This window comes from Pseudomonas sp. FSO-7, assembly GCF_059579345.1.
Genome location: NZ_CM184193.1, coordinates 672265 through 687815 on the forward strand (window position 1 = coordinate 672265; position 15551 = coordinate 687815).

At 63.8% G+C, this 15551-nt stretch carries 14 protein-coding genes; 9 read left to right on the forward strand and 5 right to left on the reverse strand.

From position 1 onward, the window contains the following. Nucleotides 1-48: 48 nt before the first annotated feature. The 3 genes from asd to AC515T_RS02885 are packed head-to-tail and all read right to left on the reverse strand — an operon-like array spanning nt 49 to nt 3325. Nucleotides 49-909, reverse strand: coding sequence for an archaetidylserine decarboxylase (gene asd, locus AC515T_RS02875; protein WP_496531368.1), 861 nt, complete (start codon nt 907-909; stop codon nt 49-51). 19 nt (nt 910-928) lie between these two features. After that, the gene (gene rhdA / locus AC515T_RS02880) at nt 929-1744 is read right to left on the reverse strand and encodes a thiosulfate sulfurtransferase (RefSeq protein WP_496531369.1); all 816 of its coding nucleotides are present in this window, start codon (nt 1742-1744) and stop codon (nt 929-931) included. A gap of 42 nt (nt 1745-1786) precedes the next feature. After that, nucleotides 1787-3325 carry an HDOD domain-containing protein gene (locus AC515T_RS02885; RefSeq protein ID WP_496531370.1) on the reverse strand — a complete coding sequence of 513 codons (1539 nt, stop codon included), beginning with the start codon at nt 3323-3325 and terminating at the stop codon, nt 1787-1789. A 166-nt stretch (nt 3326-3491) separates the two neighbouring features. On the opposite strand from AC515T_RS02885, the gene motA reads away from it, so the two are divergent. Together motA and motB are read left to right on the forward strand one after the other, a co-directional pair. Then, nucleotides 3492-4343, forward strand: a complete 852-nt coding sequence (motA, locus tag AC515T_RS02890) for a flagellar motor stator protein MotA (protein WP_053117883.1) — start codon at nt 3492-3494, stop codon at nt 4341-4343. 3 nt (nt 4344-4346) lie between these two features. Next, entirely contained in the window at nt 4347-5405 is a 1059-nt protein-coding gene (gene motB / locus AC515T_RS02895) for a flagellar motor protein MotB (RefSeq protein WP_496531371.1), read from the forward strand. Nucleotides 5406-5587: 182 nt separating this feature from the next. Here motB and rsgA read toward each other — a convergent pair whose 3' ends face one another. After that, nucleotides 5588-6619 (reverse strand): small ribosomal subunit biogenesis GTPase RsgA, encoded by a 1032-nt coding sequence (rsgA, locus tag AC515T_RS02900; protein ID WP_122567315.1) that lies wholly within the window; start codon nt 6617-6619, stop codon nt 5588-5590. A 109-nt stretch (nt 6620-6728) separates the two neighbouring features. On the opposite strand from rsgA, the gene orn reads away from it, so the two are divergent. Both orn and AC515T_RS02910 read left to right on the forward strand, forming a co-directional pair. Further along, a complete protein-coding gene (gene orn / locus AC515T_RS02905; protein WP_192261962.1) occupies nt 6729-7271 on the forward strand; it encodes an oligoribonuclease in 543 nt (180 codons plus the stop codon). A 261-nt stretch (nt 7272-7532) separates the two neighbouring features. Next, entirely contained in the window at nt 7533-8147 is a 615-nt protein-coding gene (locus tag AC515T_RS02910) for a trimeric intracellular cation channel family protein (RefSeq protein WP_170866829.1), read from the forward strand. Here AC515T_RS02910 and queG read toward each other — a convergent pair. Then, entirely contained in the window at nt 8129-9208 is a 1080-nt protein-coding gene (gene queG, locus AC515T_RS02915) for a tRNA epoxyqueuosine(34) reductase QueG (protein ID WP_496531372.1), read from the reverse strand. The genes AC515T_RS02910 and queG overlap by 19 nt on opposite strands. 63 nt (nt 9209-9271) lie before the next feature. Between queG and AC515T_RS02920 the strand changes: the two genes are divergently transcribed. Genes AC515T_RS02920 through miaA form a run of 5 tightly spaced genes read left to right on the forward strand, consistent with a single transcriptional unit; the run spans nt 9272 to nt 15540 of the window. Next, on the forward strand, nt 9272-10771 hold the full coding sequence (locus AC515T_RS02920) for an NAD(P)H-hydrate dehydratase (RefSeq protein ID WP_496531373.1): 1500 nt from the start codon (nt 9272-9274) through the stop codon (nt 10769-10771). Further along, the gene (gene tsaE / locus AC515T_RS02925; RefSeq protein WP_496531374.1) at nt 10759-11229 is read left to right on the forward strand and encodes a tRNA (adenosine(37)-N6)-threonylcarbamoyltransferase complex ATPase subunit type 1 TsaE; all 471 of its coding nucleotides are present in this window, start codon (nt 10759-10761) and stop codon (nt 11227-11229) included. Before AC515T_RS02920 ends, tsaE begins: the two co-directional genes overlap by 13 nt. Next, a complete protein-coding gene (locus tag AC515T_RS02930; protein WP_496531375.1) occupies nt 11229-12659 on the forward strand; it encodes an N-acetylmuramoyl-L-alanine amidase in 1431 nt (476 codons plus the stop codon). The genes tsaE and AC515T_RS02930 overlap by 1 nt, the downstream gene beginning before the upstream one ends. Next, complete coding sequence (gene mutL, locus AC515T_RS02935; RefSeq protein WP_496531376.1) at nt 12656-14569, forward strand: DNA mismatch repair endonuclease MutL; 1914 nt, start codon at nt 12656-12658, stop codon at nt 14567-14569. Before AC515T_RS02930 ends, mutL begins: the two co-directional genes overlap by 4 nt. Continuing rightward, on the forward strand, nt 14569-15540 hold the full coding sequence (gene miaA / locus AC515T_RS02940; protein WP_072340136.1) for a tRNA (adenosine(37)-N6)-dimethylallyltransferase MiaA: 972 nt from the start codon (nt 14569-14571) through the stop codon (nt 15538-15540). Before mutL ends, miaA begins: the two co-directional genes overlap by 1 nt. The last annotated feature ends 11 nt before the right edge of the window (nt 15541-15551 follow it).

Below are 15551 nucleotides of genomic sequence, written 5' to 3' on the forward strand. Positions count from 1 at the left end.
ACATGGCTATCGCGAGCAAGCTCGCTCCCACAGAGGATGGTTTTTGACTCAGGCGTTGGGCAGCGCCAGGCCTTGGCCCATCTGCACCGGCGAGCCGGCCACCAGTTCTTCGGCCCATTTCACCTGGTCTGGACCGAACAGCACGATGGCGGTCGAACCCAGCTTGAAGCGTCCCAGCTCGGCGCCTTTTTCCAGGTGGATCGGCGCACGGGCGGCTTCGTCGTAACGGAAGGTTTTCAGCTCGCGCTTGGGTGGCGTCACCAGCCCGGCCCAGACGGTTTCGATGGAAGCCACGATCATCGCGCCCACCAGCACCACGGCCATCGGCCCGCGCTCGGTGTCGAAAATGCACGCCACGCGCTCGTTGCGGGCGAACAGCTCCGGAACGTTTTCGGCGGTGGTCTGGTTGACCGAGAAAATCCGCCCGGGGATGTAGACCATTTCCCGCAGGGTGCCGGCCAATGGCATGTGCACGCGGTGGTAGTCCTTGGGGGACAGGTAGATGGTGGCGAAATCGCCGCCCATGAACGGCGCTGCGTTGGCCGCGTCACCGCCCAGCAGTTCCAGCACGCTGAAGCTGTGGCCCTTGGCCTGGAACACCCGGCCGTGCTCGATCGGGCCGAGCTGGCTGACGGCACCGTCGGCGGGGCTGAGGATCGCGCCCGGGGTTTCGTCCAGCGGGCGGGCGCCGTCTTTCAGGGCGCGGGTGAAGAAGGCGTTGAAGTGCTCATACGCTGTCAGGTCTTCCACCAGGGCCTGGGACATGTCCACTTGATAGCGCTTGGCAAACCACGCGGTGAAGGCGTTCTTGAACCAGCGCACGCGGCATTCGGCAATGCAACCGGCCAACCGCGACAACAGGTGGTGGGGCAGCAGGTATTGAGTGAGGATGAACAAACGGTTTTTCATTAACTGTCCTTAAGAACCTTCAAAGCTCGATGGGCGTGTCGGGGTGGTTGCCCCATTCGCCCCAGGAACCGGCATAGCCTTTGACCCGTGGATAACCGAGCGCTTTGGCCACCAGGTAGGTGAAGCCAGAGCGGTGGTGAGTCTGGCAGTGGGTGATGACTTCTTTGTCAGGCGTGATGCCCAATTGTTCAAGGATCTGCGCCATGTCCTTACGGATGCGCAGGTTGCGCGCCGGGTCCATGCCGGCCGTCCATTCGAAATTGACCGCGCCCGGAATGTGTCCGCCCCGGGCTGCGACGACTTTCTCGCCGGAGTATTCCAGCGGGCCGCGAGCGTCCCAGATGGCCAGGTCGGCGGCACCGAGACGGCTTTGCAGGTATTCGCGGGTGGCGGTGGGGGCTTCGTGCAGCGTCAGGCTGACCGGGCCCGCCACGGGCGCAGGGACGTCGACGGACACCGGCAGGCCTTCGTCCAGCCACGACAGCAAGCCGCCATCGAGGTAGTGGTAGTTCGAGTGGCCGATCACGTCCAGCAGCCAGATAAACCGCCCGGCCCAGCCGCCGCCTTCATCGTCATAGACCACGTAGACCGCATCCGGGTGGTGCCCGAGTTCGCCGAACAGGGCTTCCAGGTCGGCCTTGGCCGGCAGCAGGCCGGGCGCCGGTGGTTGGCCGAGCTGGGTGCGTTTGGGGTCGACGAAGCGTGCGCCGGGAATATGCCCGGTGCTGTAGCGGGCGGCGCTGGTCAGGTCCACCAGAATCAGTTCGCGGGCGTCGAGGCGTGGCAGCAGTTCGCTCGGTTCGATCACCAGCGGCAAGCCAGAGAAGTCAGGCATGTGAGGTCTCCAGGGGCGCAAAGGGAAAGGATTGTAGCAAGTTCAGCGACCGCGGTTGGTAAAGGTATGCAGGGCCCTTTCGATGCATTGCACGGTTTTGCCGAAGGCTTGCACGGTGATATCCGAGAACGGCCCGCCGCCCTGGTCCACCGCCACCAGCATGATCACCCGGCCATTGCAGGTCAGTGAGCGCAACAGCAGGTGTTCACCGTGGAACAGGCTGCGCAGGCCCGGCGGCAGCAGCGCCGAAAACTGTGCGTTGTTGTCCGGGTTCAGGCGAACCTGGCCCTGCTGGGCCAGCAACCGCTGCAATATTTTGCTCTGGCTGATGGTAAAGCTCATGGCCGCGGCTTCCTTGGGCAAACCGGCGGTCTGGTGTACGCGCACGCTGGTCTGGCTGCGGTCGGCCATCAGGATCATCACCCGGCGCATGCCGCAGGCCACCAGGACGTCCCGTGCCGAAGTGGTCAGGTGCATGGCATTGCGAAAGGGGCTCGGCTCCACCAGCATGGCGGAACATTGCTTGCGCCACTGGCTCAGGTCTTGGGCGCTGGGCGGTGCGGCGGGCAGCAAACCGGGGTGGATGCGGCGGCTGCCCGCAGGCCAGATCAGCGCCACGGCGGGGTGCCAGAGGTCCGGCATGGCGTGATGATGGGCGCTGTTGGCCGCTTGTTGGTGCAATTGTTGCTGGACCTCATCCATCGACATCTGCAGATACAAACTGGTGAGGTACTGCCAGCGGGTGATAGCGGGGCTGTCCCAGGCCTGTTGTGCGGCCAGTGCCAGGCCGTTGGCCAGCAACACGGTGTTGGCCGGCTGGTTGAGCCAGCGCCGCAGGATCGGGTCGTCGTCCAGGCGATTCTGCTGACGCAGCGGGTGTTCGCTGTCCCGGGCGATGCGCAGGACTTTCACCAGCTCGCGGCGTTCATTGAGCAGCAGGCGATAACCTTGCGCCACCCAGACGGGCAAGCGCCAGGTCTCCACCAGCGCCAGGCAGATTTCCAGCAGGCGGACGCCGAACAGCTCGCGCTCCACCTTGAGCGCAGGCTCGCCTTTATGGAAAACCCGCAACTCCCACTCCCCCAGCAATCGCGGGTGGGTCAGGGCCAGGGGCCAGAGCGGCGACAGAAACAACAGGCTGCCCCAATGTATGTCTTGCCACAGCCGCGCCAGGCGGCTGGCAAAAAAACCATTGGCCTGTTGCGTGGCGTGCTGGCTGATCAACTGCAACTGGCGCAAGGCGATGGGTATTTCATGCCCCGGCAACGACGGCAGGCGGGCGAGTAGCTCCTCGGTACGCTTGAGGCCGAGGCGGTTGATGGCCACTTCGAGGTTTTCCGCGGGTTCTGCAAGGCTGCCATGGGTGTGATGGTTGGCTTCGCGGATGACGCTCAGGGCCAGTGCGGGGCTGTCCTGCATCAGGTCGGCGATGTCGCGCAATGAGCGGCGGCTGTCGGCAAGGGCCTTGCAGACCAGGTCGTGGCTGGCCTGGGGCACTGGCAGATGCACGCCGTTGAGCAGCTTTACCCAGCCCTCGAGGGTGGTCGGTCGGGGTGTTGGAACCTTGGTTTCGTTAGTCATGGCTGGACGTGATCATCGTATGAATTCTCTACGCCCGGCACGGGGCAAATTGGCTTTTCGCCAGAACAGCCTATAGTCTGGCGCAGTTTTGCCGATAAGTAGAAGAAGAGATTTTTCAGCTTCCGAATATGACCTTGAACCCGACTTAAATAAGTACTTTCTATCTATGGCTAAAATTATCGGCATCATTGTCGTGTTCGCGAGCGTACTCGGCGGATACGTACTCTCCCATGGCAAGATTGCCGCCCTGATCCAGCCCTTCGAGGTGTTGATCATCGGTGGCGCGGCCCTCGGTGCATTTCTGCAGGCCAACCCAGGCTATATGACGATGCATGTGCTCAAGAAATCCTTGAGCATGTTCGGCTCGCGTTTCAGCCACACCTTCTACCTCGAGGTGCTGGGGCTGATCTACGAGATCCTCAACAAGAGCCGCCGCGAAGGCATGATGGCGATCGAGGGCGATATCGAAGACGCCGCCGCCAGCCCGATTTTCGCCAAGTACCCCTCGGTGCTGAAGGATGAACGCATGACGGCGTTCATCTGTGATTACCTGCGCATCATGTCGTCCGGCAACATGGCCCCCCATGAGCTCGAAGGTCTGTTCGACATGGAGCTGTACAGCCTCAAGGAAGACCTGGAGCACCCGTCCCACGCGGTCAACGGTATCGCCGACGGCATGCCTGGCTTCGGTATCGTCGCGGCGGTATTGGGGATCGTGGTGACCATGGCGTCCCTGGGCGATGGCGACCAGAAATCCATCGGCCTGCACGTCGGTGCGGCACTGGTGGGGACCTTCTTCGGTATTTTGGCCGCGTACGGTTTCTTCGGTCCGCTGGCCCATTCCCTGGCCCACGATGCCAAGGAAGAACTCAACGTCTACGAAGCCATCAAGGCGTCCCTGGTGGCCTCGGCCTCGGGCATGCCGCCATCGCTGGCGGTGGAGTTCGGTCGCAAGGTCCTGTACCCGGCGCACCGTCCAAGCTTCGCCGAGCTGGAACAAGCGGTTCGCGGTCGTTAAGTTATGGAAAATAATCAACCGATCATCGTCAAGCGCGTCAAGCGCATAGCCGGCGGGCATCACGGGGGCGCTTGGAAAATCGCCTTCGCCGACTTCGCAACGGCGATGATGGCGTTCTTCCTGGTGCTGTGGCTGCTGTCCACGGCCACCCCGGAACAGAAGATCGCCATCGCCGGTTACTTCAAGGACCCGGTCGGCTTTTCCGAAAGCGGCACGCCCTACATCATCGACCTGGGCGGTTCGCCGACCCTGGCGCCGGAAAACACCCTCAATCCCGAGGTCAAGTCCCAGCCCCAGCCGGACAAGGTGACGGTGGATTCCGAGCAGGTCGAAGGCATGGCCGAACAGGTCGAGCGCGAGCGCCTGGAGTTGCTGTTGCAGGAGTTGCAGAACAAGGTCGAAGAGAATCCGCAACTGCAGAAATTCAAGGACCAGATCCTGTTCGAGATCACGCCGAATGGCCTGCGCATCCAGATCATGGACGCTGATAACCGGCCAATGTTCGACTCTGGCAGCGCGCGCCTGAAACCGTATTTCGAAGACATCCTGCTGGCCATGGCCGACACCATCAAGGCGGTGCCGAACAAGATCAGTATCAGCGGTCACACCGATGCCAAGCCTTACGTTGGCAAAGGCGATTTCGGTAACTGGGAATTGTCGGCCAACCGCGCCAACGCGGCCCGTCGCGCCTTGGTGGCCGGTAGCTATCCGGACGAGCAGGTGGCGCGGGTGGTCGGTTATGCGTCTTCGGCGCTGTTCGATCGCAAGGACCCGTTCAACCCGGTCAACCGGCGTATCGATATCGTGGTGTTGACCAAGAAGGCCCAGCAGGCCATCGAGGGTTCGCAAACCAACGATCCGGCGCCCGATCCGGCGCCCGATCCGGCCCAGGGCGTGGGTGCACCGGGTGAAGTGCCTGCTCCATCCGACGCACCTGGGGCGGCGGCCGATCCGAATGCGTTGCCGGCGGACCAGCAACCCGTGCCAGCCCATGAGCTGCGCGAGCGGCTGAACCTGTTCGACGACGTCGCGCCGAAACCGGCTGAGCCGCCGGCGCAGTAATCCACAAACAAAAAAGCCGACCTCGAGGTCGGCTTTTTTGTGGGTGACTGTTTACTTGGGGCTTGCTTGCCTTTGTGGCGAGGGAGCTTGCTCCCGCTGGGCTGCGAAGCAGCCCCATCCAAGGGGAGTGCTTCGCACTCAAGCGGGAGCAAGCTCCCTCGCCACAAAGGTGTCCTGCCGGGTCAGTAACTGCTTTCCGGCAAACTGGCGATGATCGAGCGGTAGCTGTTCATCCGTTGCTGATGCACGCGACCTTCTTCCAGGGCCTTGAGCAGGGCGCAACCGGGTTCGCGGTCGTGCTTGCAGTCGCGGAAGCGGCAGGTGCCGATCAGCTCGTTGAACTCGATGAACCCGGCTTCGACATCGGCCCGGCTGACGTGGCCCAGGCCGAATTCGCGGATACCCGGCGAGTCGATCAATTCACCGCCGCCAGGGAAGTGGAACAGCCGCGCGGTGGTGGTGGTGTGGGTGCCCTGGCCGGACAGCTCGGACAACGGCCCGACACGGGTCTCGACTTCCGGCAGCAGGCTGTTGACCAGCGAAGACTTGCCAACGCCGGACTGGCCGACGAACACGCTGATGCGCCCGTCCAGTTGCCGTTGCAATTGTTCCATGCCGTTGCCGTGATGGGCCGAGACTTCCAGTACCGGATAACCCAAGTCCCGATAGACCGACAGCAGGGCGTTCAGCGCCGGGGCGTTGTGTTCGTCGATCAGGTCGAATTTGTTGAGCAGCAGCAACGGACGGATACCCGCGTGTTCGGCGGCCACCAGGTAACGGTCGATCAGGTTGGCGTGGGGCTCGGGCAACGGGGCGAACACGATGACGATCATGTCGACGTTGGCGGCCACCGGCTTGAGCTGGCCTCGGCTGTCCGGACGGCACAGCTCGGTGTGGCGCGGCAACTGCGCGACGATCACGCCGATGCCCTGGTTGCCGGCACGCCAGACCACCTGGTCGCCCGTCACCAGCGCCGGCAGGTTGGCGCGCAAGTGGCAGCGGAACACCTGGCCGGCCAGTTCGCCTTCCCGGGCCTCGACCTCGACCTGCACGCCGAAGTGGGCGATCACCAGGCCGGTCTGTTCTGGGCCCAGGTCGCCACCCTCCAGGGCTTCGACAGCACTGGATTCGCGTTTGGCGGCGCGCGCGGCGCGCTCGCCCTGGATCTTTTCGATGCGCCAGTTCTGACGACGATTGAGTTGGCGTTTGGCCATGGGTGTTCCGTATGAAGAAATGCAGCGAATAGGGTAAAACGGCGGCGAGTTTAGCACGCCCAAGGGCCTGCCTAAGCTAAACTGCGTGGCTACGCCGAGGAGCTTCCCTATGCAAAACCCGCAGAACCTGATCTGGATCGACCTGGAAATGACCGGTCTGAACCCAGACACCGACGTCATCATTGAAATGGCCACCATCGTCACCGACAGCGACCTCAACACCCTGGCCGAAGGCCCGGTGATCGCGATCCACCACAGCGACGCGATCCTGGCCGGCATGGACGAGTGGAACACGCGCCAGCACGGCGGCTCGGGCCTGACCCAGCGGGTGCGCGAGAGCAAGATCAGCATGGCCGAAGCCGAAGCCCAGACCCTCGCGTTCCTGGAGCAGTGGGTGCCCAAGGGCAAGTCGCCGATCTGTGGCAACAGCATCTGCCAGGACCGTCGCTTCCTTTATACCCACATGAAATCCCTGGAAAGCTACTTCCACTACCGCAACCTGGACGTCTCCACCCTCAAGGAACTGGCCGCCCGCTGGGCGCCAGAAGTGCGCGACAGTTTCCAGAAGGGCAGCACCCACCTGGCCCTGGACGACATCCGCGAGTCCATTGCCGAGTTGCAGCACTACCGTAAGCACTTCATCAAGTTCTAACCGGCACCCCAGCGGCTGGCCAGATTGCTTTTGTGGCGAGGGAGCTTGCTCCCGCTGGCCTGTGCAGCAGGCCCCAACAGCTTCAGGTAGGCCGAATTGTCCGGTTTGGCGGCTGCTGCGCAGCCGAGCGGGAGCAAGCTCCCTCGCCACAGGGGGTAGTTTGAACTTGGCGGTATGGCGCTCAGGCAGAAGACGCGGCCGCGCCCTCTTTTGGTGCCTGCCCAAACTGGCTAGACTGCGCGCCTTCCCGTATGGACCGCCATCATGTTGCTGATGCTTTATCTGATCGCCATCACCGCCGAAGCCATGACCGGCGCCTTGTCCGCCGGGCGGCGGGGTATGGATTGGTTCGGTGTGGTGCTGATCGCCTGTGTCACGGCATTGGGTGGCGGCTCGGTGCGCGACGTGCTGCTCGGTCATTACCCACTCACTTGGGTCAAACACCCGGAATACCTGGTACTGACCACCGCCGCGGCAATGCTGACGGTGTTCCTGGCGCGCTGGATGCGCCATCTGCGCTCGCTGTTTCTGGTGCTCGACGCCGTGGGCCTGGTGGCGTTCACCCTGATCGGCTGCATGACGGCCCTGGAAATGGGCCATGGCATGCTGGTGGCGTCGGTCAGCGGGGTGATCACCGGGGTGTTCGGCGGCATCTTGCGGGACATCTTCTGCAACGATATTCCGCTGATCTTCCGTCGCGAACTCTACGCCAGTGTTTCATTTGCCGCGGCATGGTGTTATCTGCTGTGTGTCTTCCTGCAACTGCCGAACGAACAGGCGATCCTCATCACCTTGTTTGGCGGTTTCCTGCTGCGGCTCCTGGCGATTCGCTTTCACTGGGAAATGCCGAAGTTCGTCTACAACGACGAGGTCTGACGCTCGGCATGTTGGCGCAACGCCCACGCCACGTGTTCGCGCACCAGTTCCGACGGGTAGTCGCGCCGTGCCTCCAGGGCTTGCAGCACGGGAATCGTGGACGGCGCGTTACCCAGGCCCACCGCCAGGTTGCGCAGCCAGCGCTCGTAACCGGCACGGCGCAATGGTGAACCTTCGGTGCTGCTGAGGAATTTCTCTTCGTCCCACATGAACAGCTCGGCCAGCCCGGCATTGTCCAGGTTGTGCCGCGGCTTGAAGTCGCTTTCCCCGGACGGCCGGGCAAAGCGGTTCCACGGGCAGACGATCTGGCAGTCGTCACAGCCGAACACCCGATTGCCGATCAGCGGCCGCAGCTCTTCGGGAATGGCGCTTTTCAGCTCGATGGTCAGGTAGGAAATGCAGCGGCGAGCATCGAGCACGTAGGGCCCGACGAAGGCATTCGTCGGACAGATGTCCAGGCATGCGGTGCATTTTCCGCAATGCTCGGTGCCGTGGGGCGGGTCGATGGGCAGCGGCAGGTCGACAAACAGCTCGCTCAGGAAGAAATAGCTGCCGGCCTTGCGGTTCAATACCAGGGTGTTTTTACCGATCCAGCCCAGGCCGGCCTGTTCGGCGATGGCTTTTTCCAGCACCGGTGCGCTGTCGACGAAGGCGCGGTAGCCAAAGGGGCCGATGACCGCCTGAATTTTTTCCGCCAATTGCTGCACGCGTTTACGGATCAATTTGTGGTAATCGCGGCCCAACGCATAACGCGAGACGTAGGCTTTTTCCGGTTGGCCGAGCAATTGCGCCATGTGCGTGTCGCCCGGCAGGTAATCCATGCGCAGGGACACCACCCGCAGCGTGCCCGGCACCAGCTCCTCAGGGTGCGAGCGCTTGCTGCCATGGGCGCCCATGTAGTCCATTTCGCCGTGGTAGCCGGCCTCGAGCCAGCGTTGCAGGTGCTGTTCATGCTCGACCAGGTCCAGGCCGCTGATGCCGACCTGCTGGAAGCCCAGCTCGCGGCCCCATTCCTTGATGGATTGGGCGAGGGCGGGGAGGTCTGTGGGAATGGCAGGCATGAGGCGAGAGAAACCGGAGCTGAGATGCGTATAATTCTGCCAGACATCGGAGCCCGAAGACGCATGCCGCACACTAAAGATGATTTTCCCGACGCGCTGTACAGCGCCGCGCAGGTCCGGGCCCTCGATGCTCAACTGATCGCGGCCGGCACCGCCGGTTTCGAATTGATGCAGCGCGCTGCCCGTGCCACCTGGCGAGCGATCGTCCGGCGCTGGCCTGACGCCCGCGAGCTGACCGTGCTGGCCGGCCATGGCAACAATGCCGGTGATGGCTATCTGGTCGCGACCCTGGCCCGGCGCGCCGGTTGGTCGGTGCGGGTCCTGACGGTGGGCGAGCCCCGGCGATTGCAGGGGGACGCGGCCAATGCCCACGCCGAGGCCGTGGCGGTGGGCGTGCCGATGGAGCCGTGGTCGAATGAGGCCGAGTTGCGTGGCGTGCTGCTGGACGCTCTGCTCGGCACGGGCCTGAGTGGCGATGTGCGCGAGCCTTATGTGCAGGCCATCGATACGATCAACGTCAGCGGCCTGCCGGTCGCGGCGGTGGATATTCCTTCGGGGTTGTGCGCCGACACCGGCCGGGTGCTGGGCACGGCGGTGGCGGCCGACCTGACCGTGACCTTCATTGGCTTGAAACTGGGGTTGTTCACCGGCGAAGCGGCGGACCGGGTCGGAGAGCTGGTGTTCAATGACCTGCACGCCGATCCGGATATTGTTGAAGCGGCACCGGCCAGTGCCCGGCTGCTCCTACCCAGTAATCTGCCACGTCTGACGCCTCGCGCTGCCACTTCTCATAAAGGCAAGTTCGGTCACGTGCTGTTGATCGGTGGCGACCGGGGCTTCGGCGGCGCCATCCAGATGAGCGCCGAAAGCGCCCTGCGCTGCGGCGCGGGCATGGTTTCGCTGGCGACCCGCAGCGAGCATGTGTCCGCCGCACTGACGCGTCTGCCGGAAGTGATGGTGCAGGGCACCCATTCGGCGAACCAATTGATGGGCTTGCTCCAACAGGCCAGCGTGCTGGTGGTCGGGCCGGGCCTGGGCCAGGCCGCTTGGGGGCGCAGCCTGTTGTCGGCGGCGGCCAATGCGCCACTGCCGCAAGTCTGGGATGCCGATGCGCTGAACCTGTTGAGTGCCGGCGATGTCCGTCTGCCTGCGCAATGTGTCATCACCCCGCACCCGGGCGAGGCGGCGCGCCTGCTGGAAATATCCACCGCTCAGGTGCAGGCCGATCGCCCGGCGGCGGCCCAGGCCTTGAGCCAGAAATACACCGCCACGGTGATCCTCAAGGGCGCCGGCAGCCTGATCGCCAGCCCGGACGGACGCTTGGCGGTTTGCAGTCAGGGCCATCCGGCCATGGCCACCGCCGGTCTGGGGGATGTGCTGGCCGGCGTGGTCGGGGCCTTGCTGGCCCAAGGTATGGAAGGCTTCGAGGCCGCGTGCCTGGCGGTCTGGCTGCATGCCAATGCCGGTGCCCAGGCCGGTCGCTCGGGCCGAGGACTGGCGGCAACCGATCTGATCCCGGCCATTCGTCAGTTGTTGGAGGAGCATTCACCGTGTCTGAAGTAACCCTGTACGTGGCGGACGAACAAGCCATGACACAATTTGGCGCCCGCATCGCGCAGGTCACCGCCGGTCACGGCCTGATTTTTCTCGAAGGCGACCTTGGCGCGGGGAAAACCACCTTGTCCCGTGGCATCATCCGCGGCCTCGGGCACGTCGGTTCAGTCAAGAGCCCGACGTTCACCTTGGTCGAGCCCTATGAGATCGGCGACATCCGCGCCTTCCATTTCGACCTGTATCGACTGGTGGATCCTGAGGAACTGGAGTTCCTCGGCATCCGCGATTATTTCGAAGATGACGCCTTGTGCCTGATCGAATGGCCCCAGAAGGGTGCAGGCTTTTTGCCAAAGCCCGACCTGACCATTACCATTGGCGCGCAGAACGGCGGGCGTTCGCTGAAACTGACGCCGCAAGGCTCCCGTGGTGAGTCGTGGTGTGCCGCTTTGGCATTGGAAACTAATTGATGATGGGGTTTGGTATGCGCTTTCGCGCGGTGGTTGCTGTCGTAGGACTGTTGCTTACGGCACTGGCCGTCGATGCTGTGGCCGAGACAAAGGTCAACAGCGTTCGCCTCTGGCGGGCGCCGGACAACACGCGTCTGGTGTTCGACCTGACGGGGCCGGTGCAGCACAGCATATTCACCCTGACCGCCCCGGATCGCCTGGTGATCGACATCAACGGTGCTTCCCTGGGCGCGCCGCTGAACGTCGCCACCGCCAATACGCCGATCACCGCGATGCGCTCGGCCCAGCGTACGCCGACCGACCTGCGGGTGGTCATCGACCTGAAAAAAGCCGTGACCCCGAAAAGCTTCACCCTTGCCCCCAATGCCCAGTACGGCAACCGGCTGGTGGTGGACCTGTTCGACAACCCGGCCGATGCCGACCCACCGCCACCACCGCCGACCAAGGTTGCCACGGTGCCCGCGGTGCCGGTGACCCCGACCGAGCCTGCGCTCAAGCTGCCACCGGCCCCGGCCGGCAAGCGCGACATCATCGTGGTGATCGACGCCGGTCATGGTGGCGAAGACCCGGGTGCCTCGGGCTCGCGCGGGCAACGTGAAAAAGACGTGGTGCTGTCCATCGCCCGTGAATTGCAGCGCCAGGTCAACGGCATGAAAGGCTTCCGCGCCGAACTGACCCGCACTGGCGACTATTTCATTCCCTTGCGTGGTCGCACTGAAATCGCCCGCAAGAAAGGCGCCGACCTGTTCGTCTCCATCCACGCCGACGCCGCGCCTTCGGCGGCAGCGTTCGGGGCCTCGGTGTTTGCCCTGTCCGACCGTGGCGCGACTTCCGAGACCGCCCGCTGGCTGGCCGACACCGAAAACCGTTCCGACCTGATCGGCGGTGCCGGTAACGTCAGCCTCGACGACAAGGACCGGATGCTCGCCGGTGTATTGCTCGATTTGTCGATGACGGCTTCGTTGACCTCCAGCCTGAACGTCGGCCAGAAGGTCCTGAGCAACATCGGTCGCGTCACGCCGCTGCACAAGCAGCGCGTCGAGCAGGCCGGGTTCATGGTGCTCAAGTCGCCGGACATCCCGTCGATCCTGGTGGAAACCGGGTTCATCTCCAACGCCAACGAAGCCTCGAAACTGTCAACGTCGAGCCACCAGCAGGCCCTGGCCCGCTCCATCAGCAGCGGCGTGCGGCAGTTCTTCCAGCAGAACCCACCGCCGGGCACCTACATCGCCTGGCTGCGGGACTCCGGCAAGATCGCCCAGGGGCCACGGGATCACCGCGTCAACCCTGGCGAAACCCTGGCGATGATTGCCGTACGCTACCAGGTGTCGCCCGCCACCTTGCGCAGCGCCAACAATCTCAAGAGCGATGAGCTCAAGATTGGCCAGACCCTGACCATTCCGGGCAATGAAGTGGCGGTCAAGCAATGAGTGACGAAGTGATCGGCAGCACCGCCCGCATCGAACTGCTCAGCCCTCGGCTGGCGAACCAGATCGCCGCCGGTGAAGTGGTCGAGCGTCCGGCGTCGGTCATCAAGGAGCTGCTGGAAAACAGCCTCGATTCGGGGGCCAGGCGCATCGATGTGGATGTCGAGCAGGGTGGCGTCAAGCTGCTGCGGGTGCGCGATGACGGCGGCGGTATTTCCTCCGACGACCTGCCACTGGCCCTGGCGCGTCACGCCACCAGCAAGATCCGCGACCTGGAAGACCTCGAGCGGGTCATGAGCCTGGGGTTCCGGGGCGAGGCGCTGGCGTCCATCAGTTCGGTGTCGCGCCTGACCCTCACCTCCCGCACCCGCGACGCCGAGCAGGCCTGGCAGGTCGAGACCGAAGGCCGCGACATGGCGTCTCGCGTCCAGCCCGCGGCCCATCCGGTGGGCACTTCGGTGGAAGTGCGCGACTTGTTCTTCAATACCCCGGCTCGGCGCAAGTTTCTCAAGGCCGAGAAGACTGAATTCGATCACCTGCAAGAAGTCATCAAGCGCCTGGCCTTGGCGCGTTTTGACGTGGCGTTCCATTTGCGCCACAACGGCAAGACCATCCTCAGCCTGCACGAGGCCCATGACGATGCCGCCCGCGCCCGGCGCGTGGGCGCGGTGTGTGGCGCGGGTTTCCTGGAGCAGGCCTTGCCCATTGAGGTGGAGCGCAATGGCCTGCACCTGTGGGGCTGGGTCGGCTTGCCAACGTTCTCCCGCAGCCAGGCGGACTTGCAATATTTCTACGTGAACGGCCGGGCGGTGCGCGACAAGCTGGTGGCCCACGCGGTGCGCCAGGCGTATCGCGATGTGCTGTTCAATGGCCGGCATCCGACCTTCGTGCTGTTTTTCGAAGTCGATCCGGCGGTGGTGGACGTCAACGTGCACCCGACCAAGCACGAGGTGCGCTTCCGTGACGGGCGCATGGTCCACGATTTCCTCTACGGCACCTTGCACCGTGCCTTGGGCGATGTGCGTCCGGAAGATCAATTGGCGGCTCCGGCGACAGTGGCAGGCATGGTCCGGCCAACGGGGCTGGAAGCGGGTGAATTCGGGCCCCAGGGCGAGATGCGCCTGGCGGCCAATGCCCTGCTGGAGCAACCCCAGCCTCAGCCGAACTACAACACGGCCGGCAGCGGTGCTGGCAGCGGCTATCAGTATCAATACACCCCGCGCCCGCAATCCAGCGTGCCGGCAGCCGAGGCCCAGGCGGCCTATCGCGAATTCTTCAAGCCCCTGCCGGAAGCCGGTGCGGCGGCGCTGCCCGACGGCCAGGGCGATATCCCGCCGCTGGGCTATGCCCTGGCGCAACTCAAAGGCATTTATATCCTCTCGGAAAATGCCCAGGGCCTGGTGCTGGTGGACATGCACGCCGCCCATGAGCGGATCATGTACGAACGGCTGAAAATCGCCATGGCCAGCGAAGGCCTGAGCGGCCAGCCGCTGTTGGTGCCCGAGTCCCTGGCGGTCAGCCAGCGTGAAGCCGATTGCGCCGAAGAGCATGTCGCCTGGTTCCAGCGCCTGGGCTTCGAATTGCAGCGCCTGGGCCCGGAAACCCTGGCGATCCGCCAGATCCCGGCCTTGTTGAAGCAGGCCGAGGCCAATCGCCTGGTCAGCGACGTGCTGGCGGACTTGATGGAGTACGGCACCAGCGACCGGATCCAGGCGCACCTGAACGAACTGCTCGGCACCATGGCCTGTCACGGCGCGATCCGCGCCAACCGGCGCCTGGCCCTGCCGGAAATGAACGGCCTGCTGCGGGACATGGAAAACACCGAGCGCAGCGGTCAATGCAACCATGGCCGGCCGACCTGGACCCAACTGGGCCTGGACGACCTGGACAAACTGTTCCTGCGCGGTCGTTGATGAGCCAGTTGCCCCCTGCGATTTTCCTGATGGGCCCGACCGCCGCTGGCAAGACCGACCTGGCCATCGAATTGACCAAGGTCTTGCCCTGCGAGTTGATCAGCGTCGATTCGGCCCTGGTCTACCGGGGCATGGACATCGGCACCGCCAAGCCGTCAAAGGAGCTGCTGGCCGAATTTCCCCACCGCCTGATCGATATCCTGGACCCGGCCGAGGCTTATTCGGCGGCTGATTTCCGCCGTGACGCGCTCCAGGCCATGGCCGAGATCACCGCGCGGGGCAAGATCCCGCTGCTGGTGGGCGGCACGATGCTGTATTACAAGGCCTTGGTCGACGGGCTGGCGGACATGCCGGCGGCCGATCCCGAGGTGCGCGCGCAGATCGAAGAAGAGGCCGCGCGCCTGGGCTGGCAGGCCTTGCACGAGCAATTGGCGGTCATCGACCCGGAGTCGGCGGCGCGTATTCACCCCAATGACCCGCAGCGGCTCAGTCGGGCCCTTGAGGTTTACCGGGTCAGCGGTCAGAGCATGACCGCCCTGCGCCAGCGACAATCTGCGCAAAGTACTGAAGCAGCCGCTTCGGGACTGCAACAATTGCCCTATACTGTCGCGAATCTGGCCATCGCTCCGGCGAACCGGCAAGTGCTGCATCGGCGAATTGAACAAAGATTCACATTAATGTTGGAACAGGGGTTCATAGACGAGGTCGTAGCCCTGCGTGAGCGAAGTGACCTGCATGCCGGGTTGCCGTCTATACGTGCGGTGGGTTATCGACAAGTCTGGGACTACCTGGACGGCAAGCTGACGTCAGCCGAGATGCAGGAGCGTGGGATCATTGCCACGCGCCAATTGGCGAAACGCCAGTTCACCTGGCTGCGCAGCTGGACTGACCTGCATTGGCTCGACAGTCTCGATTGCGACAATCTGCCACGCGCCTTGAAATACCTCGGGACCATCTCCATATTGAGCTGAGTCCTTGCAAT

Coding starts and splice junctions, on each gene's coding strand:
- asd (WP_496531368.1), bottom strand. CDS start 909: ATGAAAAACCGTTTGTTCATCCTCACTCAATACCTGCTGCCCCACCAC.
- rhdA (WP_496531369.1), bottom strand. CDS start 1,744: ATGCCTGACTTCTCTGGCTTGCCGCTGGTGATCGAACCGAGCGAACTG.
- AC515T_RS02885 (WP_496531370.1), bottom strand. CDS start 3,325: ATGACTAACGAAACCAAGGTTCCAACACCCCGACCGACCACCCTCGAG.
- motA (WP_053117883.1), top strand. CDS start 3,492: ATGGCTAAAATTATCGGCATCATTGTCGTGTTCGCGAGCGTACTCGGC.
- motB (WP_496531371.1), top strand. CDS start 4,347: ATGGAAAATAATCAACCGATCATCGTCAAGCGCGTCAAGCGCATAGCC.
- rsgA (WP_122567315.1), bottom strand. CDS start 6,619: ATGGCCAAACGCCAACTCAATCGTCGTCAGAACTGGCGCATCGAAAAG.
- orn (WP_192261962.1), top strand. CDS start 6,729: ATGCAAAACCCGCAGAACCTGATCTGGATCGACCTGGAAATGACCGGT.
- queG (WP_496531372.1), bottom strand. CDS start 9,208: ATGCCTGCCATTCCCACAGACCTCCCCGCCCTCGCCCAATCCATCAAG.
- AC515T_RS02920 (WP_496531373.1), top strand. CDS start 9,272: ATGCCGCACACTAAAGATGATTTTCCCGACGCGCTGTACAGCGCCGCG.
- AC515T_RS02930 (WP_496531375.1), top strand. CDS start 11,229: ATGATGGGGTTTGGTATGCGCTTTCGCGCGGTGGTTGCTGTCGTAGGA.
- mutL (WP_496531376.1), top strand. CDS start 12,656: ATGAGTGACGAAGTGATCGGCAGCACCGCCCGCATCGAACTGCTCAGC.
- miaA (WP_072340136.1), top strand. CDS start 14,569: ATGAGCCAGTTGCCCCCTGCGATTTTCCTGATGGGCCCGACCGCCGCT.